Source organism: Streptococcus sp. Marseille-Q4154 (assembly GCF_916700545.1).
Lineage (GTDB): Bacteria > Bacillota > Bacilli > Lactobacillales > Streptococcaceae > Streptococcus > Streptococcus infantis_I.
Map to the genome: position 1 here is coordinate 66199 of NZ_CAKAKN010000002.1, position 19527 is coordinate 85725.

Consider the following 19527-nt stretch of genomic DNA (forward strand, 5'->3'; position numbering starts at 1 on the left):
TTCCTTACTGAACATTACTTGTCAAATTAGACAAGAGACGTTCGAATGAGTATTCATATGATTGAATGTCACCTGCTCCCATAAAGACGTATACAGCATTGTCATGGTCTAAGAGTGGAGACACATTTTCAACAGTGATAACTTGATGTTTTTTATCAATCTTAGCTGCTAAATCCTCAACCTTAACATCACCATGGTCAACTTCGCGAGCAGATCCATAGATTTGTGCTAAGTAAACTGCATCAGCCTGGTTCAAAGCTTGTGCAAAATCATCCAACAAAGCAATTGTACGAGTAAAAGTATGCGGTTGGAAAATAGCAACGATTTCCTTGCTTGGGTATTTTTGACGTGCAGCATCTAGAGTTGCAATGATTTCAGTTGGGTGATGCGCAAAATCATCGATAATGACTGTATCGTTAACAATCTTTTCGGTAAAGCGACGTTTAACACCTCCAAAAGTATTCAAGTGTTCACGTACCAAATCCAAGTCAAAGCCAGCAGTATAAAGCAAACCAATTACTGCTGTTGCATTCATGATGTTGTGGCGACCAAAAGTTGGAATGTGGAATTGACCCAATTCTTGACCACGGAAGTGAACTGTGAAAGTTGAACCTGTAGTAGAACGAAGCAAATCACTGGCTACAAAGTCATTGTTGTCCGCTTCAAAACCGTAATAATAGATTGGGGCATTTGCCGTAATCTTACGCAACTCAGCATCTTCACCGTAGACAAACAAACCTTTGGTGATTTGTTTAGCATAATCATTGAAGGCGTTGAAGACATCCTCTAAGCTTGTGAAATAATCTGGATGGTCAAAGTCAATATTGGTGATGATAGAGTATTCTGGATGGTATGGCATGAAATGACGCTCGTACTCGTCTGATTCGAAGACAAAATACTTGGCATTTTCAGAACCACGACCTGTACCATCTCCAATTAGATAGCTAGTATCAGTGATGTGGGACAAAACGTGAGAAAGCATACCTGTTGTTGAAGTCTTACCGTGTGCTCCGGCAACACCCATGCTGATAAAGTCACGCATAAAGCTACCAAGAAATTCATGATAACGTTTATAGCTTAGTCCATTCTTGTCTGCATAAGCAATTTCAACATTGTTGTCTGGACGAAAGGCATTACCAGCGATGATTTCTAAATCCCCTTGAAGATTCTTCTCATCAAAAGGCAAAATTTTGATACCTGCTTGCTCTAAGCCTCTTTGTGTAAAGTAGTATTTCTCTACATCAGATCCTTGGACCTTATGCCCCATTTGGTGCAACATCAAGGCCAAGGCACTCATTCCTGATCCTTTAATTCCGATAAAATGATAGGTTTTTGCCATCTTTTTCCCCTTTACTCTGTCATATTTGTCAAGTTCAACTCTTGAGCAATTTTACGTTCTTTTTCTGATTGATTTTCTTTTTTGTTATAAATTTGGCTTTTCTTTAAAAAATCATAATTATTTTTCTTTGGTCCAAGATGCTCTTCTTTAGTTGTCTGTTGCATCTGAGGAACCATTTCAGCCAAAATATAATGGTTCTGAGTTAGTTTGTCACTAAATTTTGCTAGTTCCCCAGGATTTTCCTTTTGGAAAGGAGCTGTTGGCTGATTTGCCTGTTTTACTACATTATTTGAAGATTTATAACGTTTCGTAAAACTAACATCTTGTGTCAAATACTTTGCTGAACGTTTTCGTTTCAAATCAGCTCTAGCTTCCTCACGAGCAAGTTCAGCGTAGGATTTTTCCTTATTTTCAGTCAGTTTCTCTGGCGCCTTAGTCGATGACTTTTTTTCAGTAGTAATTGGCGACCATTCCAAGTAGTTTTTATCTTGGTAGTCTCCCTTAATATTACTAATGAGATCCGACTCATCATATAAATTCATAAATGGCATCTCTGTCAGCATAATTTCATCATCTGACACTATTGGAAATCGTTCTAGCTTCATTTTTATTTCCTTTCAATACTCCATTATAGCGTAAAGTCTTGATTTTTCAAGTCTTGGCTTCAGAAATTCCTAATATTTCTTGAATTTCAGTAAGTGTGAGACTTCCACGAGACTCTGTTCCATCCAATACTTCTGATACCAGATTTCTTTTCTGTTCCTGCAACTCTTGAATCTTCTCCTCGATTGTGCCTCTGGTTACCAGACGATAAACCTCAACAGCTTGGTCTTGTCCCATACGGTGGGCCCGGCCAATAGCCTGCGATTCAACTGCCGGATTCCACCATAAATCTACCAGAATAACTGTATCCGCACCAGTAAGATTGAGACCAACTCCACCAGCTTTTAGAGAAATCAAAAACACATCGCGCTCACCTTGGTTAAAAGCCTTGGTCATTTCTTGACGCTCCTGTGATGGTGTAGAGCCAGTAATCTTAAAGGAAGTTAAGCCAAGCTGAGGCAACTCCTTTTCGATCCGATCAAGCATTCCCCTAAATTGAGAGAAGATGAGTACACGATGATTTCCCTCAGCAATTTGACTTAGCAGATCTCGTAAACTATCAAGCTTCCCGCTATCTCCCTTATAATCCTCCATAAATAGAGCTGGAGTATCACAAATCTGGCGAAGACGCATGAGTCCTGTTAAAATTTCAACTCGATTTCGTTGAAATTCTGCATCGGTCACTTGTCCCAAACGCTCTTGCATCTGTTGAAGTTGAGCTAGATAGATAGCTTTTTGCTGGTCCTCCAGTTCATTTTTATAAACGACTTCTATCAGATCAGGTAACTCTGTAAGAACATCCTCTTTTTTTCGACGCATGACAAATGGTTTGATAAACTGTGCCACTCTCTCAGCAGGCAATTTCATAAAGTCTTTTTTTGCTGGCAAAAGTCCTGGCAATACAATCTGAAAGATAGACCATAATTCCCCTAAACTATTTTCAATTGGTGTTCCGGAAAGAGCAAAAACCGATGGAACCACAAACTTTCTCAAAATCTTAGCAATTTTGGTTTGGGCATTTTTCATCACTTGGGCTTCATCTAGAAATAGAAAATCAAAAGATAAATTTCGATAGATTTCACTATCCTGACGGAAAGTGGCATAACTGGTCACATAGACCTGATGTTTTTCTGCTAAAATAGTCTCGCGATAAGGTTTCAATCCATGTACGACAGCCACATCCAAATTCGGTGCAAATTTTTTAAATTCATCAGCCCAATTATAAATGAGGCCAGATGGAGCAAGAATCAAGACACGGCTATTCTCCTGAAGTTGGCTACTTAAAAAGGCGATGGCTTGTAAGGTTTTTCCAAGTCCCATATCATCAGCTAAAATTCCACCAAATCCATAATGGTCTAACATCTGAAGCCATTGAATCCCCTTTTTCTGATAATCCCTGAGTTGGGCTCGAATATCTAGGGACTTCATCGGAAAATCCTCAGGATGCGTTAAATGATGCGCCAAATGACGAAATTCATCAGTAAAAGTAACTTGATCCTTGTCCTTAAACAGATGAGATAAGGTATAAGCCAAAGACTTGCGAGCCTGGAAAGCAGTACTCTCTATCTCATCAATTCCTAATTCCTCTAAATCTTGTCGAATACGTTTTGTCTGTTCATCAAAATAATAGACCTGATCAGACGAGCTAATATAATAGTCCTGCTTGGCAACGAGAGCTTTCATTGCTCGATTGATTTCTTCTTGATCAATATCCTGAAAATCAAATTGAATTTCTAAAAGACTTCCCTTGGATGAGATATGAATTTGAGGTTTCTGAACCTGATAAAGATCTTGCAAACTCTCAGAAATCTTTAATTCTCCAAGTGCTGCAAAGGCTGGTAATACTTCCTGAAAGAATGTATGGACTGCTTCAACTTTCAAACTTTGACGCCATGAACGAAAATCCGCTTCAAACCCCGCAGATAAGGCCAACTGAAAAATCTGTTTTTCCAGTTGAATATCACTAGCAAAAGGGAGGTTCTCTAGTTCATTACGATTGGTTACTAGGCAAGTTTCATATTGAAATTGCATATCTAATCGAATAGAACCATCCTCTTCACGATCCATGTAAAAAGACGGACGGAAGGATTGGATTTGTAGTGAATCAGGAGCTTCTACTTTTCCTAGGCATTTAAACTGCGACAAGTTCGAAGCTAAAAGGTCTCGATCACGAGTATCAAACTGTAAGATCTTTCTGCCACCATTGTCTAAAGGAACTTTTCTAAGTGCATCTAATAAACTAGCCTGTTTTTTCGTCATCAGGAAAAAATTCCCCTTGTAGAATAATACTTGTCCCCTGTAAAAGAAATTAAGCCCTGCCTGTTCGAAGACTTCCATTTCAAAATAGTTGGATTTTTCTTCAATTCTAAATGAAAACAAACCTGCTTGGCCATCAAAGTCTTGGAAGAGAAGATGATGATATGTCGAAAGCTGATGGTCAAATTGAAAGGCAACTAATCCCATCAGTAGACTAGCCCCCTGCTCAAAAAAGGTTTTAGGAAAATAGAGATGTCGTCCTTGATTTGGGAAAAAAATATTGTAGTCAATCTTCTCTTCAACCAAACCTAATAAGAAATTTAAGACTTCTTGACTAGCTTTATCAAATTGTTCAAGTCTTAATGAAGGCTCATAATGCTTTCCTATCATGTAAGGTTTGGAAAACTCTATGACTTTTAAGAAAAGAGGGATATCCCTAATCACATAAAACTTATCTTGCTGAGAAAGACCAATTCTTAAAGTCCAGATAATGCGATTGGTTCCTGCTTCCACCTGCCCTTGAGCAGAAAGCTGATAGAGGTCAGACTGACTAGATGCTTGGATAGACTCCAAGAATTTCCCTCCGAAAGTCACTTGTGTCTCAACAGTTTCCTTTTCTTCCTGATTAGCCTCTAGATTGAGTAAGATTTCTTGCCCTAGTTGGTCATTTTTCAGATAATATTCCAATGCCGCCAAATGAACACAGTAACCTCTTTTTTTGAAAAAATCACATGCACAAAAAATCAAATCATCATCCAAACTATAGCGAATCTCTTCATCTGCTACACGCGCATAGATGCGATGGTCTTGTTCTTTAATGATTTCAATCTGACCAGTTTCATAGAGTTCCACTCCCTCCATTCGAAGCTTTCCTGGAATCAATTTAGCCATAGTGTCCCCTTTACTTTATCTCTTAATTATACCACATTTCTGTCTATGAAAATAGCCTTCTAGGAGTACTTTCTCCTAAAAGGCTAGTTTTTTAATAATTTGAAAAAGTGGCAATGATTCGTTGGCAAACTTCTTCCAAGACAGATGTCGGCATAGCTACATTTAAGCGAGCATGGAGAGCTCCTTCTTCACCAAAGTCCAAGCCTCTATTCAGGATAACTTTGGCTTCGTTTCGTAAAAGCTTTCTTAGCTCTTCATCGCTAATATCATAGGCTGAAAAATCAAGCCAAATGAGATAGGTACCTTGAGGTTTCATGACCTTGATTTTAGTTTCTTTGCCAAATACATCCTCTACATAATTGATGTGTTTCTCAATCAGTTCTTTGAGTTCTGTCAACCAATCTTCACCATATCGATAGGCAGTTTCTGTTGCCAAATATCCCAAACCTGAGATTTCATGTTGATTATTAGCCAGCTGGCGCTTTTGGAAAGCAAGTCTCAACTTTGGATTTTCGATAATAGCGTAAGAATTTTTCGTTCCGGCAATGTTAAAGGTCTTGGTAGCACTGCTTAAAATTAGTGAAAATTCTTTAAAATCTTCATTTACCGTGTTGAATGACTGGTGCTTATTTCCAAATAGAGCTAAATCTTGGTGAATCTCGTCAGATACTAGCAAGACCCCATGTTTTTGACACAGTTGTCCAATCTTCTCTAAGACTTCCTTTTCCCAAATGCGTCCACCAGGATTATGAGGATTGCAGAGAACGTAGAGTTTCACTTCTTCTTCGACAAAGTCTTTCTCCAATTGATCAAAGTCAATCTCAAAAAGTCCGTCTTTTTCTACTAGAGAGTTGGTGATTAGTCTACGATTATTGAGCTTAATACTGCGAGCAAAAGGAGGATAAACTGGCGTGTTAATCAGAACCGCTTCACCTTCTTTGGTAAAGGCTTGAATGGTTGTTGAAATAGCTGGCACTACCCCTTCGATAAAGACTAGAGCATCCTTTTCAAAGCGATAACTATGGTGTTTTTCCTCCCAGTTTTGAACGGCTTCAATCAATCCATCACTAGCATAGGTATAGCCATAAACTAATTGCTCAGCGTAGTCATGGACAGTCTGACGAATCTCAGGTAAGACTTCAAAGTCCATATCAGCAATCCAGGCTGGCAATACTTGACGGTCAGTCTCTGCTTCTTTCCATTTGTAGGTATGATGTCCAAAACGATTGGGCAAAGTCGTAAAATCATATTTTCCCATAGTCTTATCCTTCCAAAGCTTGATGCAAATCTTCAATCAAGTCCCTTGCATCCTCAATACCAATAGACAAGCGTAAAAGGTCATCTGTTAATCCATAAGAATGACGAACCTCTGCAGGAATGTCTGCATGGGTTTGAGTGGTTGGGTAGGTAATCAGACTTTCAACACCACCCAGACTTTCAGCAAAAGAGAATACTTTCAAAGTGTTTAAGATATGAGGGATACGCTTCTCATCTGCTACTTTAAAGGAAATCATTCCCCCGCGACCTGTATACAAGACTTCTTTGACTGCAGGTGATTGTTCTAAAAAGGCTACGATTTCTTGAGCATTAGCTGTTGAGCGCTCCATACGAAGTGACAAAGTTTTAAGTCCGCGAATCAATTGATAACTATCAAATGGTGATAAAACAGCCCCAGTCGTGTTGAGATTGTAAAAGAGTTTTTCGTACAATTCAGCATTATCTGTCACAACTACACCAGCTAGAACATCATTATGGCCTGCAAGGTATTTTGTCGCTGAATGAAGGACAATATCTGCTCCGTCTTCAATTGGACGTTGGTAAATCGGACTGTAGAAGGTATTATCCACCACAACTTTAGCACCCTTAGCATGAGCTAATTTTGACAATTTTTCAATATCAAATTCCAACATCAAAGGGTTGGTTGGTGTTTCGATATAAAGTACATCCACATCCTTTTCTAGCTCGGCAATTAGCTCTTCTTCTGTGTTGGCATAGGTAAAGTGGAAACGTCCTTCCTGCTCCACTTGATTGAACCAGCGGAAAGAGCCACCGTAAAGGTCACGGACAGCCAAAACCTTGCTTCCTACTGGAAAAACGCTAAAGGCTAACACAATCGCAGACATACCTGAACTAGTCGCCAAAGCATACTTGGCGGATTCAATAGCTGCCAAAACTTCCTCTGCCTTGCTACGAGTTGGGTTTTTGGTGCGGGTATAGTCAAATCCAGTTGATTGACCAAATTCTGGATGTTGATAGGTCGTTGAAAAGTGAATAGGTGTAACCAAAGCGCCTGTTGCCTTATCAGACTTAATACCTGCTTGGGCTAAAATTGTGTTAATGTGAAATGATTTGCTCATACTTTACCTCCAAATCTATAGTAACTATTGTACCACTTATTTTGAATCCTTCGTTTTCTTGTTTTCAAGAGCTAGTTATAGTTTCAAACTATATAAAAAACGATAACCTCATCAAAGGTTACCGTTTTTAAATTTAGAGTCATTACTTAACGTGTTTAGCAAAATCTTCTTGGGCTTTTTTATTAGATTCTTCTTTTTCTTTCAACCATTTTTCTTTGGCTTTTTCATATTCGTCTTTTGTAACTGTCTTATCTTGTAATTTGAGGTATTTATATGATTCAACCCCTTTATTACCAGCCAATGAATATGGTGTTGAGAAAGGAATAATTTTTCTCAATGTTGGTGTTCCGCCCTTAGAAACATTTGGAATTGCTAAAGCGCTATCTACCAACCACGCTTGGATCTCAGCATACTTTTCATAGCGTTTTACAAGATCTTGTTCCTTATTAGCTTCCTCCAACATTTGAGTGTAGACATCCAATCCAACAGCCTTGGCCTTGTCATTAGCTTCACCTGGCTCTAAACCTAGATTTTGCAACAAACCACCAGAATTAATGTTTAAGACATCAAGGTAGGTTGAAGGATCTTGGTAATCAGGACCCCAACCACCGTTGTAAAGATCATAATCCTTCTGAGCTGCGGTCTGAGCCAAATAGCTTGTATTGTCATAATCTTCAGTAGTGAGTTGTTGAATATCAATTACAACGTTCTCTGCACCTAAGGCTGCTTCAATAGATTGCTTCATAGAATTTGCCTCTTGGACACCCTTTTTAGCAGCTTGGTCAACTGTCATATCCAAGTGGATAGGGAATTGGACTCCTTTGGCTTGGAGTTCTTTCTTAGCTTCTGCAAATTTAGCCTTAGCTTTTTCTGGATTGTAGTATGGATCCTGGGCATCTGCAAAGTTGATTCCTTGCCATTCTTTACCATAATTCACCATCTTAGAAGCCACTACTTCACCAAAGTCTTTTCCGTTGATACTTACGAAGTTTGGAGGAACAACCAAGTTACGCAAAATCTTAGTTGCCCCCTCTTCTCCCTGAGATTGAGCCCCGTAAGCTGTACGATCATAGGCAAAGTTAATGGCTTGACGGAAGTTTTTATTAAGAACCGCTTCCTGAGTCGATTTCTTTTCAGCATCACTTGTTTTTGAAGTGAATTTATATGATTTTCTATCTAAGTTGAAGTTTAAGAAGTAAGAAGTAGCATCTTGCAAGCTATAGATGATATTATCCTTATTCTTCTCTTTAATCCCTTCAAAACTTGAACTATTTGGATAAAGACGAGCGTAGCTATAGGCACCCTCTACATAGTTACGAGCCAGTGCATCTTGATCACTACCATCATAATAGGCCAATTTGACATCATCTACAAAGACATTTTTAGCATCCCAGTAGTTAGGATTTTTCTTGAATTCGATGACAGATTTTGAAACAAAGGATTTCATCAAGAAAGGTCCATTATACAAAATGCTAGATGGGTCTACCCGCCCAAAATCATCCCCTTTTGATTTCAAGAAATCTGCATTGACTGGGAAGAGAATGGTTGACGTTGTTTTTGAGTTCCAGTAAGATTCTGGTCGTGTCAAAGTGTACTGAACTGTTTGGTCATCAAGAGCCTTGACTCCGACAGTTGAGAAGTCTGTTGTTTTACCAGTGATATAGTCATCTAAACCAGCAACGGATTCTTGCACTAAGTACAAGGCTTCTGATTTTTTATCAGCCGCATATTTCAAACCTGTCACAAAATCTTGGGCAGTTACAGGAGCATATTCTTCTCCATCTGCAGTATACCACTTAGCATCTTTACGAAGTTTATAAGTGTATGTCAAACCGTCTTGAGAAACAGTCCAATCCTCAGCCAAAGATGGAATATAGTTTCCATACTGGTCATTTTCCATGAGTCCATCTACCAAATTGGTAACGATATCATTGGTTGTTGCACGGTTTTCTGCAAGATAGTTCAAACTAGACGGATCGCTACTATATACATAGTTGTATGTTTTAGTTGAACTAGCTGAGTTGCTACAAGCCGCCAATAGCAGACCTGCACTTAGGGCAACGCCTGCTAGCGTCAGATATTTTGCCTTAGACTTTTTCATAAACAGAACCTCCAAATTTAAATATTTGTATCATTATACAGCTATTGTTTTTTTTAGTCAAGCGATTTTATCTAAATTTTACCAAATTATAGATTTTTTTCTACTAATTTTATATTTTATCCTATCTTTTAAATAAAAAAATGAATAATTTGAACTTTTCCGGATAGAAAAGTTCAAATTATTCATTTTATTTATAAATTTTTATGATAATTTTAATCGTGCTCGTAACTGATTTGCTTTTTCCTGTCCAATAACCTTATCCAATAGACGAGTATAGAGACACATAACTCCGTAAAGCCCGCCACCAATTGTACCAATTAAGGCGACGTAGAGGAAACTCCAGAAACGTCCAGTTGGTTGGAAGACAAATCCAATAATCCATTGCAAGAGTCCTACTAGAATAAACATAACCAGAGTCAAAATAGTAACTAAGATTGTTCTCTTCAGAATAATCTTTCGACGCGCACCTGTAACCTGACAGATATCACGATACATCAAGACATTCGGGATGATAAGACCGATAGTCGTTGAAATGAGAGGACCATAACTATGGAAAATAGCTATCGATGGTAATTGTAGAACAATCTTCGCAATTGAGCCATAAACAAAATACAAGACTGCCTTGCGGTTACGGAACATAGCCTGAAGCATTGGTGACAAGACCATGTACAAGCCTAGAATTGTTGATTGCAAGACTGCAAAGATAAATAAGCCCATAGCCAAGCCATCTGGCTTACCGTAAAAGACTGTATAGAGTGGTTCACCTACCATGACTACTCCAACCGTTGCAGGTAAGAGGAATAGGAAGAGCATGGTGATACTATCTTGAACTAGACGAGAAGCTGCTGGTAAATCCCCCTTGACATAGTTCTCCGTCAAAAGAGGCAGACCAACACTACCAATCGAAACTCCAACCGAAATCAAAATCATAGTGATTTTATTCGGATTGGCAGAGAAATAAGAAAACATGACAATTAAGTCTTCATTACTATAGTTGGTAAACCACTTCATACTATTGATAAAGGTATTTTGGTCCAAGATTTGGAAAAGCTGAATAGCCGAACCAGTCAAGATAAAAGGTATTGCCTCCTTAATCGTATCAACCAAAAGACTCTTACTATCAATCTTATCTCGTGTTTCAAAAACTTTTTGGAGCAATCCTTCCTTATAAAGGAAATATAGAAGTACTGCAAAACTAGCTACCATTCCCACAAAAGCAGCAAAAGTAGATTGAGTAACTGCTGATAGATAATCTTTTGAACCGAGCTTCATGATGATAAAGGTTGCTAAGAGCATCCAAATAACACGGATAACCTGCTCAGCAATTTGACTCATGGCATAAGGTTTAAGATTATTCATCCCTTGGAAAAATCCACGGATGACACTCATGGACGGGAAAATCAAGACCGCCCAAGATAGGCTCTGCATAATTGGGATTAACTCACTTCCAACACCTGAAAGGTCTGCTAACCACGGAGCCATGAAATATAAGATTAGGGCAAAGAAAACACCTAATCCTGTCATGAAGCCTAAGAAACTACGAATTAGGGCAAAACTATGCTCTTCCTCATGCATGGTATTATACTTAGCGACTTGCTTTGCGACTGCAACAGGAATACCCGCAGTCGAGATCAATAAGAACCATGCATAAATATTATAACCCATGGTGAAGAGTCCATTTGCCTTAGCGGCATATGTCCCCATCCAAATATACCATGGAATAATGTAAATAGCCCCGAGCAGGCGGCTGATAAAATTACTAGCCGTTAGCCAAGCAGTTCCTCGCAACATCTGGGCTTGCTGATGATTATTTTCGTTAGACATAGCTTCCTCATTCATTTTTAATCACTAGGAAAAGTTCCTTATATTCCATTATAAACTTTTCCTTGTTACTTGTAAAATTCAGACTTTCAGTTTACAATAGAAAGTATGATAAAGATTGAAACCGTATTAGATATTTTAAAGAAAGACAATCTCTTCCGTGAGATTATCGACCAAGGACATTACCACTATCATTTTAATGATGTAACTTTTGATAGCATCTGCTACGATAGCCGAAAAGCAAAAGATAATAGCCTCTTTTTTGTAAAAGGAGCTGCTTTTAAGAAGGAATTTCTTCTTTCGGCAATCTCACAAGGACTCGGTTGGTATGTAGCGGAGCAGGATTATGAAGTAGGCATTCCTGTCATCGTTGTTAGCGATATTAAAAAAGCTATGAGTTTGATTGCCATGGAGTTTTATGGCAACCCTCAGGAGAAATTGAAATTACTTGCTTTCACTGGTACTAAAGGAAAAACTACGGCAGCTTACTTCGCTTACAATATCTTAAATCAGCAACATCGTCCAGCTATGTTATCGACCATGAATACGACTTTGGACGGAAAAACTTTCTTCAAGTCTGCTCTGACAACACCTGAAAGCATCGATCTCTTTGATATGATGGCGCAGGCAGTTGATAATGGAAGAACCCACCTTATTATGGAAGTTTCCAGTCAAGCCTACTTGGTGAAGCGAGTCTACGGCCTCACTTTTGATGTAGGTGTGTTCCTAAATATCAGCCCTGACCATATTGGTCCTATTGAGCATCCAACCTTTGAAGACTACTTCTACCACAAGCGTCTCTTGATGAAAAATAGCCGAGCAGTTGTCATTAATAGCGATATGGACCACTTCTCTGTTCTAAAAGAACAAGTTGAGAACCAAGAGCATGACTTCTACGGAAGCCAATCTGATAACCAAATCGAAAACTCCAAAGCCTTTAGCTTCTCAGCTACTGGTAAATTAGCTGGAGATTATGATATCCAGTTGATTGGACATTTCAACCAAGAAAATGCTGTCGCTGCTGGACTTGCCTGCCTTCGTTTAGGTGCTAGTCTTGAAGACATTAAAAAAGGGATTGCTACTACTCGTGTCCCTGGCCGTATGGAAGTTCTCACTCAGAAAAATGGAGCAAAAGTTTTCATTGATTACGCCCATAATGGTGATAGCTTGAAGAAATTGATCTCAGTCGTTGAAACACATCAGACTGGAAAGATTGCTTTAGTTCTTGGTTCTACTGGAAACAAGGGAGAAAGCCGTCGCAAGGACTTTGGACTTCTCCTCGATAAACATCCTGAAATTCAAGTATTCCTTACGGCTGACGATCCAAACTATGAAGATCCGATGGCCATTGCAGATGAAATTAGTAGCTACATCCATCGTCCTGTTGAAAAGATTGCTGACCGTGAACAAGCCATTAAGGCTGCGATGTCTGTCACAAGTCACGAACTGGATGCTGTCATTATCGCTGGTAAAGGAGCTGACTGCTACCAAATCATCCAAGGTAAGAAAGAAGACTATCCAGGTGATGTTGCTGTTGCAGAACGTTATCTATAGTATATTTAAATAAGGCTAGGAAATTTCCTAGCCTTATTTTTTTATAAAGATGAATTGTTCTTTATCAAATTCTACAGTCAACTCATATTTCCCATCTTCATTTTGAACGATGTAACCTAATAAAATTAGACTATCAACAAAGATATCCCGTCGTTTCTGCATGAGTTGATCTTTCTTAAGAAACTTGAGCAAAAAAGTAGTCATGTACTTGAGAGCATACTCAGGATTGACATCCCCTAAAATTTCATACAGTCTCTGCTGTTCTTCCGTCAGTGGATACTGGAACTTGACCTTGTAGAAGTAATTAGACAAGGTCATCTTTTCCCTTGCAAAATCGGTGTGTTCTTCTAGGATAGCTGCATTTGTTTGATTGCGCAATTCTGTCTTAAAATCTTTCTCCAGGATTTCTTGATAGATAGGACTATCATCCCTCACAAAGACTTCTTGGTCTAGTGCAAGAGATTCTGTAGATTCTAGAAATGGGAGATTGAGATAATAGCGTTTATTCTCTCTCAAAATCAATCCCGCTTTAATATATTCCTCTAAATACTTATCAACTGGCTGAGTTGGAAATTGGGCCTTGATTTGCCGCAAAATAACATCATCATGCTGATCAAGGTAGTCAACCAAATCTATAAAAAATGGCTGGCGCGTTATGCGAGAGGGATTAAAAATCTGAATCATGAAGATTCCTTTCTTTACAAACTAAAAGAGGAGATGCTGCCAACTGACTGGGATTGGTCCCCGGCTGGTTCAGAGGCACAGGAAGCCCCAACTCTCGATAATATTCTCTCCAGAAATCACTGATTTCCTGTGTATCATCACCAAACTTCATGGGAATGGTCTCATAAATAGGGAGGATTTCTGCTACAAACTGGGAACAGTAGAAACCATCTCCATCTGGATAAAAGGACGCATTGTAGGCAGCCCCTAAAAAACTCTCTGCTCGCTTTTTGACCTCTGTACCATCAATCTGCTCATAGTGATAAAGGTCATAGACTTTCCCGTGTTCAAAGAATTCCTCAGGAGACTGAGCAAGAACACCACCTTCTACCGTGGCATGATAGACCCGTCCGTCCAAAAAGATGGCCACATGGCTATAGTGACCAGTAGATTCCTGGATGGCCTGTCCTATATCCGAATCATCTTTCACAAAAATCAAATCGCCATTTTCTAACATACTTCTCTCCTAGCAAAAAAGGAGCCGAAACTCCTTTTTAACAATGGGCTTTCCCATCTATGATTATGCATTAAAGCTTTCAGTCAATTGTGGTACCACTTGTTTCTTACGTGAAACAGCACCTGGAAGGAAAGCGTGGTTGTTTTCAAGTTTGAAGTTGAAGGCTGCTTCCACCTTGTCCATGTTGGCACCAAGAGCCAAAATTTCTGAGTTTGAGTTGACGATGTCTGTAATCATCAAGACAAAGTCAGAGTAGCCATTAGCTGCATTTGCGGCTTGGATAGCTGCTTCGATTTCAGCTTGGCGTTCCAAGACTTCAGCAATATCAACTGTGTTCACTTGAGCCACACGAACATTGTTTCCATTAAGTTCAAATGTCTTAGCATCGATATCAATCAATTCTTCAGCAGATTTGCTTGCCAAGTTTGTACCAGCCTTGAGCATGGCAAGACCGTATTCTTCCAAGTTTACACCAGCCAATTCAGCCAATTCAGGAGCAATGACTTTATCTGATGGGTGAGTGGTTGGAGATTTCAAAAGAAGAGTATCTGAAATCAAACCTGATAGCATCAAACCTGCGATTTCTTTTGGTACAGCTACACCATGTTCTTTGAACATGCGGTAAACGATAGATGATGCGGATCCAACTGGTTCCAAACGCATGTAAAGTGGGCTTGCAGTTTCAAAGTTAGCCACACGGTGGTGGTCCACCACACCGTAAACTTCTACTTCAGCGATATCTGAAACAGATTGTTGGAATTCATTGTGGTCTGTTAAGATGACTTGTTCTGCACCTTCTGCTTTAGCAGATGTGATCACGCGCGGTGCGTCTACACCAAAATAGTTCAAGACGAAAGCTGTTTCTTCATTTGAAGTTCCAAGAGCAACCGCTTCTGTATCCAAACCGTAAGCTTCTTTTGCAAGATAAGCAAAAGCTACAGATGAACCAATAGCATCTGAGTCTGGATTTTGGTGACCAAATACTAGAATCTTAGACATGATAATACCTCGTTTCTTTATTCTCTTTATTGTAGCATTTTTTTCAATTTTTGACAAAAATAAGAGGAGCCAAAGGACTCCTCATTACATATCAAAAGCATCGACTAAATTCTTATTTTGACACTCTTTGAGATAATGTTCTTTTTGCATGCGTGTCTTGCGCTTGAAAAGAGCTTCAGCAGACATGGCCTCTTCCTTGCTGTCAAAACCTTCTGCAAAGATGAGTTTTACCGGCAATCGAGCTCGTGTATACTTGGCTCCTTTACCGCTATTATGCACGGCGATTCGTTTCTTCACATCTGTTGTATAGCCTGTATAGTAGGAACCATCACGGCACTCTACCACATACATATAAGCCTTATGATCCATAGTAAATCTCTTGAATTTCTGGTGTATAAGTACCATCACTATTATGAACAATGAGTGGTGGCAAAACCTTAAAGCCACTAGTGGAGCCGTCCTTGATAGCTTCAATCAAAAGCATATTGGCTTCCTTCTCCCGTTTAGGATAAACAAATTGCAGACGTTTTGGAGCCAGATTATGCTGTTGGAGCGTATCCAAGATATCTAATAATCGATCAGGACGATGAACTATTGCCAAACGTCCATTTGATTTGAGAATACTCTGGGCACTACGACAGATTTCCTTAAGATTGGTTGTAATTTCATGCCGAGCTAAAAGGTAATGCTCACTTTCGTTCAGATTAGAATTTGGATCCACTTTAAAATAAGGCGGATTGCATAAAATCAAATCAACCTTGCTCCCCTGAATGTGACTAGGCATATTCTTCAAATCATCACAGATGACCTGCATCTGTCCGTCCAGCCCATTTAAACGCACTGAGCGTTCAGCCATATCAGCAAGACGTTCCTGAATTTCTACAGATAGAATTTTAGCCTTGGTCCGACTACTGGCAAACAGTCCAACAGCTCCATTGCCCGCACAGAAATCTACTATCAAACCATTTTTCGGAAAACGAGGAAAGCGTGACAAAAGTACACTATCCACTGAATAGCTGAAAACCTCACTATTTTGAATAATTTTGATGTCAGTAGAGAAGAGTTGGTTAATGCGCTCTCCTGTTTTTAATAATTGTTCTTCGTTCATACTTCTATTATAGCAAAATATAATAACATCACAATGATTTTAGGGGATATCAATTACTGTTTTTCTTTAAATGTTCCAAGGCTTCTCGTGTCCAAACAGGCATCATGCGACCAAGCGGCGCGAATCCATGTTTGATGCGATCATTCGAAAAACGTCTCCGTCTAGGAAGTTGATGTTTTTCTTCTTCCAAGGTACGAATGGAAAGACTAGCCTTCCCTGTGTATTCGTCAAAATCTACTACTTGTACCTGGACTTCATCACCGATTTTTAAAACCTCGTAAATATTCTCGATAAATCCTGTCCGAATCTCCGAAATATGAATCAGTCCTGTCACTCCTGTTTCTAACTCAACAAAAGCTCCATAGGGCTGAATCCCAGTAATACGGCCATTTAGCTTATCACCGATTTTCATTTTAGTCCTCAATTTCAATAGTTTCAATTACGACATCTTCAACTGGCTTGTCCATTGCACCTGTTTCGACACCTGCAATTGCATCCAGAACTTCATAAGAAGCTTCATCCGCAAGTTGACCGAATACAGTATGACGACGGTCTAGGTGAGGAGTTCCACCTTGTTCTGCATAAATCTCCGCAATTGGCTCTGGCCAACCACCACGAGCAATTTCTTTCTTAGAATATGGCAAGTGTTGATTCTGCACGATAAAGAACTGGCTGCCATTTGTATTTGGCCCAGCATTAGCCATAGAAAGGGCTCCGCGGACATTGTAAAGTTCTTCTGAAAACTCATCCTCAAATGACTCACCATAGATAGATTCACCACCCATACCAGTTCCAGTTGGGTCTCCACCTTGAATCATAAAATCTTTAATAATACGGTGGAAAATCACACCGTCATAGTAACCATCTTTTGACAGAGCAATAAAGTTGGCTACTGTTTTTGGTGCGTGATCAGGGAAAAGTTTGACACGCATATCCCCATGATTTGTCTTAATAGTCGCAATTGGACCTTCTACTGTTTCAATGTCTACTTGTGGAAAATGTAATTCTTTTTCTACCATACCAAATCCTTCTAAGGCATCAAAGATGCCATCTTCTTCTAATGTTTTTGTAATATAATCTGCTTTTTCTTTGATTTTTTCATGAGAAACACCCATAGCGACACTAATGCCTGCATAATCAAAGAGCTCTAAATCGTTAAGTCCGTCCCCAAAAACCATCACATTTTCAGGTTTAAGACCTAATTGGTCTACCACTTTGGCAACTCCAGCTGCCTTAGAACCAGAAATAGGCACCACATCTGACGAATGTTCATTCCAACGTACCATACGTAAAGTCGATGCCAAAGTATCAGGCAAGACAAGGTCATCACCCTGCTCCTCAAAGGTCCACATCTGATAAATATCTTCTTTTTGGTAAAAATCAGGGTCCACCTCTAAATCAGGATAAATCGGGTCTATCGCCTGGCTAATCATCTCTGTTCGCCTTGATAGTTTAGCAGCTTGGCTTCCCACCAAACCATAATCAATCCCAACTTCTTTGGTCCAAGTAATATACTCTTCAACCTTATCTTTAGCAATTTTGTTACTATAAATGACATTGCCCTTTTTGTCCTCAATATAAGCACCATTCAAGGTTACAAAGAAATCAGGTTTGAGGGCTTTAATCTCTGGGACGACACCAAAAATGCCTCGACCAGTCGCAATTCCTGTCAAAATTCCTTTATCACGTAATTGTTTAAAGGCTGTTGGAATAGTGCTTGGAATAAAGCCAGTCTTTGAATTTCGTAAAGTATCATCTATATCAAAAAAGATAATCTTAATCTTCTTAGCCTTGTATCTTAACTTGACATCCATTATAATACCTCCTTCAATTCACTCCTTCCATTATACCATAAAGTAGAGAAATCCCACATCCCCAATAAAATCCTTGTCTCTTATCCGAATTCCTTTACTAGATACAAAACCAAATCATCATTATTTTGGCTAGTTGCATTCATTTCCAATCGTACAATTCATCTTTGACTTACCCACCTTTACTCTTTCTATTACCATTATAGCACGCCAAGGTCAAAAAAAACTATCTCATGAAAAATAGGGCCACCGGACCTCAACTCGCTCTCACATTTCAATGCTCGTGAAAAAAAGACCCGTAAGGATCTTAATTCGCTTTCTAGTTTTTAAGCTCATGAAAAAGAGGTCCACCGGACCCCAACTCGCTCTCATATTTCAATGCTCGTGAAAAAAAGACCCGTAAGGGTCTTACTCGCTCTCTTGTTTTCAAGCTCATGAAAAAGAGGTCCACTGGACCTCTTTTTTAATCTTCGTTTACGAAAGGCATCAAAGCCATTACGCGAGCGCGTTTGATAGCTGTTGTTACTTTACGTTGGTTTTTAGCTGAAGTTCCAGTTACACGACGTGGAAGGATTTTCCCACGTTCTGAAACGAAACGGCTAAGAAGCTCAGTATCTTTGTAATCAACATATTCAATTTTGTTTGCTGCGATGTAATCAACTTTTTTACGGCGTTTGAATCCGCCACGACGTTGTTGAGCCATGTTTTTTCTCCTTTATAGTATTAATTGTCCATTAGAATGGTAAATCATCATCTGAAATATCCAAAGGATTGGTTGATCCAAATGGATTTTCATCACGTGAAAAGTCAGGTACTGAATTTGTAGGTGCTGCATGACTAGCAGTTGGTGCAGAATAAGCTCCACCACTTTGTCCTTCACGAGCACTACGGCTTTCCAACATTTGGAAATTCTCAGCTACGACTTCTGTCACGTAGACACGTTGTCCTTGCTGGTTATCGTAACTACGAGTCTGAATACGACCTGTAATCCCGACAAGAGAGCCTTTTTTAGCCCAGTTAGCAAGATTTTCAGCCTGTTGGCGCCACATAACGACATTGATAAAATCAGCCTCACGTTCGCCATTTTGACTCTTGAATGTACGGTTTACTGCAAGAGTAAAAGTCGCAACTGCTACATTTGATGGGGTATAACGCAACTCGGCGTCACGTGTCATACGCCCTACAAGTACAACATTGTTAATCATAATCTACCTTCTTACGCGTCAAGTTTGACGATCATGTGACGAAGAATGTCAGCGTTGATTTTTGAAAGACGGTCAAACTCTTTAAGAGCTGCGTCATCGTTTGCTTCAACGTTAACGATGTGGTAAAGTCCTTCACGGAAATCTTGGATTTCGTATGCAAGACGACGTTTTTCCCAATCTTTTGATTCAACAACAGTTGCACCGTTGTCAGTCAAGATAGAGTCAAAACGTGCTACCAAAGCGTTTTTCGCTTCTTCTTCAATGTTTGGACGAATGATATAAAGAATTTCGTATTTAGCCAT

18 protein-coding genes and 1 pseudogene are annotated in these 19527 nt (G+C 39.4%); 1 reads left to right on the plus strand and 18 read right to left on the minus strand.

The features are described from left to right. Positions 1-4: 4 nt before the first annotated feature. From murC to LG369_RS05535, 7 genes are all read right to left on the minus strand, one after another. Positions 5-1339 carry a UDP-N-acetylmuramate--L-alanine ligase gene (gene murC / locus LG369_RS05505; protein WP_006151975.1) on the minus strand — a complete coding sequence of 445 codons (1335 nt, stop codon included), beginning with the start codon at positions 1337-1339 and terminating at the stop codon, positions 5-7. An 11-nt stretch (positions 1340-1350) separates the two neighbouring features. After that, positions 1351-1944 (minus strand): cystathionine gamma-synthase, encoded by a 594-nt coding sequence (locus tag LG369_RS05510; RefSeq protein ID WP_225750541.1) that lies wholly within the window; start codon positions 1942-1944, stop codon positions 1351-1353. Positions 1945-1990: 46 nt separating this feature from the next. Continuing rightward, the gene (locus LG369_RS05515) at positions 1991-5089 is read right to left on the minus strand and encodes a DEAD/DEAH box helicase (RefSeq protein WP_070677951.1); all 3099 of its coding nucleotides are present in this window, start codon (positions 5087-5089) and stop codon (positions 1991-1993) included. A 91-nt stretch (positions 5090-5180) separates the two neighbouring features. Beyond that, positions 5181-6347, minus strand: a complete 1167-nt coding sequence (locus LG369_RS05520; RefSeq protein WP_225750542.1) for a MalY/PatB family protein — start codon at positions 6345-6347, stop codon at positions 5181-5183. A 4-nt stretch (positions 6348-6351) separates the two neighbouring features. Then, positions 6352-7446 (minus strand): cystathionine gamma-synthase, encoded by a 1095-nt coding sequence (locus LG369_RS05525; RefSeq protein ID WP_225750543.1) that lies wholly within the window; start codon positions 7444-7446, stop codon positions 6352-6354. A 142-nt stretch (positions 7447-7588) separates the two neighbouring features. Continuing rightward, positions 7589-9547: a peptide ABC transporter substrate-binding protein gene (locus LG369_RS05530; protein ID WP_223333291.1), complete on the minus strand. Its 1959-nt coding sequence runs from the start codon at positions 9545-9547 to the stop codon at positions 7589-7591. Between the two features lie 201 nt (positions 9548-9748). Then, positions 9749-11371 carry a polysaccharide biosynthesis protein gene (locus LG369_RS05535; RefSeq protein WP_225750544.1) on the minus strand — a complete coding sequence of 541 codons (1623 nt, stop codon included), beginning with the start codon at positions 11369-11371 and terminating at the stop codon, positions 9749-9751. A gap of 105 nt (positions 11372-11476) precedes the next feature. Here LG369_RS05535 and LG369_RS05540 point away from each other — a divergent pair, with 105 nt between their 5' ends. After that, a complete protein-coding gene (locus LG369_RS05540; RefSeq protein WP_225750545.1) occupies positions 11477-12922 on the plus strand; it encodes a UDP-N-acetylmuramoyl-L-alanyl-D-glutamate--L-lysine ligase in 1446 nt (481 codons plus the stop codon). A 33-nt stretch (positions 12923-12955) separates the two neighbouring features. Here the strand turns inward: LG369_RS05540 and LG369_RS05545 are convergent, their stop codons facing one another. The 11 genes and pseudogenes from LG369_RS05545 to rpsF all read right to left on the minus strand — a co-directional run bounded on the left by LG369_RS05545 (position 12956) and on the right by rpsF (position 19527). Beyond that, complete coding sequence (locus LG369_RS05545) at positions 12956-13606, minus strand: DUF1803 domain-containing protein (RefSeq protein WP_225750546.1); 651 nt, start codon at positions 13604-13606, stop codon at positions 12956-12958. Further along, positions 13590-14102, minus strand: coding sequence for a YiiX/YebB-like N1pC/P60 family cysteine hydrolase (locus LG369_RS05550; protein ID WP_225750547.1), 513 nt, complete (start codon positions 14100-14102; stop codon positions 13590-13592). Before LG369_RS05550 ends, LG369_RS05545 begins: the two co-directional genes overlap by 17 nt. A 63-nt stretch (positions 14103-14165) precedes the next feature. Further along, on the minus strand, positions 14166-15101 hold the full coding sequence (locus tag LG369_RS05555; protein WP_225750548.1) for a manganese-dependent inorganic pyrophosphatase: 936 nt from the start codon (positions 15099-15101) through the stop codon (positions 14166-14168). 84 nt (positions 15102-15185) lie between these two features. After that, complete coding sequence (locus LG369_RS05560; RefSeq protein ID WP_004252384.1) at positions 15186-15470, minus strand: GIY-YIG nuclease family protein; 285 nt, start codon at positions 15468-15470, stop codon at positions 15186-15188. Continuing rightward, complete coding sequence (locus LG369_RS05565; RefSeq protein ID WP_225750549.1) at positions 15460-16209, minus strand: tRNA1(Val) (adenine(37)-N6)-methyltransferase; 750 nt, start codon at positions 16207-16209, stop codon at positions 15460-15462. Before LG369_RS05565 ends, LG369_RS05560 begins: the two co-directional genes overlap by 11 nt. A 49-nt stretch (positions 16210-16258) precedes the next feature. Continuing rightward, positions 16259-16621 (minus strand): S1 RNA-binding domain-containing protein, encoded by a 363-nt coding sequence (locus LG369_RS05570; RefSeq protein WP_004252382.1) that lies wholly within the window; start codon positions 16619-16621, stop codon positions 16259-16261. Position 16622: 1 nt separating this feature from the next. Beyond that, positions 16623-18023, minus strand: a complete 1401-nt coding sequence (locus tag LG369_RS05575; RefSeq protein WP_225750550.1) for a bifunctional Cof-type HAD-IIB family hydrolase/peptidylprolyl isomerase — start codon at positions 18021-18023, stop codon at positions 16623-16625. A gap of 80 nt (positions 18024-18103) precedes the next feature. Next, a pseudogene (locus tag LG369_RS05580) lies at positions 18104-18172 on the minus strand (GNAT family N-acetyltransferase); the annotation flags it as partial. A gap of 311 nt (positions 18173-18483) precedes the next feature. Then, the gene (rpsR, locus tag LG369_RS05585; RefSeq protein ID WP_000068664.1) at positions 18484-18723 is read right to left on the minus strand and encodes a 30S ribosomal protein S18; all 240 of its coding nucleotides are present in this window, start codon (positions 18721-18723) and stop codon (positions 18484-18486) included. Between the two features lie 31 nt (positions 18724-18754). Then, positions 18755-19225, minus strand: a complete 471-nt coding sequence (locus LG369_RS05590) for a single-stranded DNA-binding protein (protein WP_036755226.1) — start codon at positions 19223-19225, stop codon at positions 18755-18757. A gap of 11 nt (positions 19226-19236) precedes the next feature. Then, the gene (gene rpsF, locus LG369_RS05595) at positions 19237-19527 is read right to left on the minus strand and encodes a 30S ribosomal protein S6 (protein WP_002896497.1); all 291 of its coding nucleotides are present in this window, start codon (positions 19525-19527) and stop codon (positions 19237-19239) included.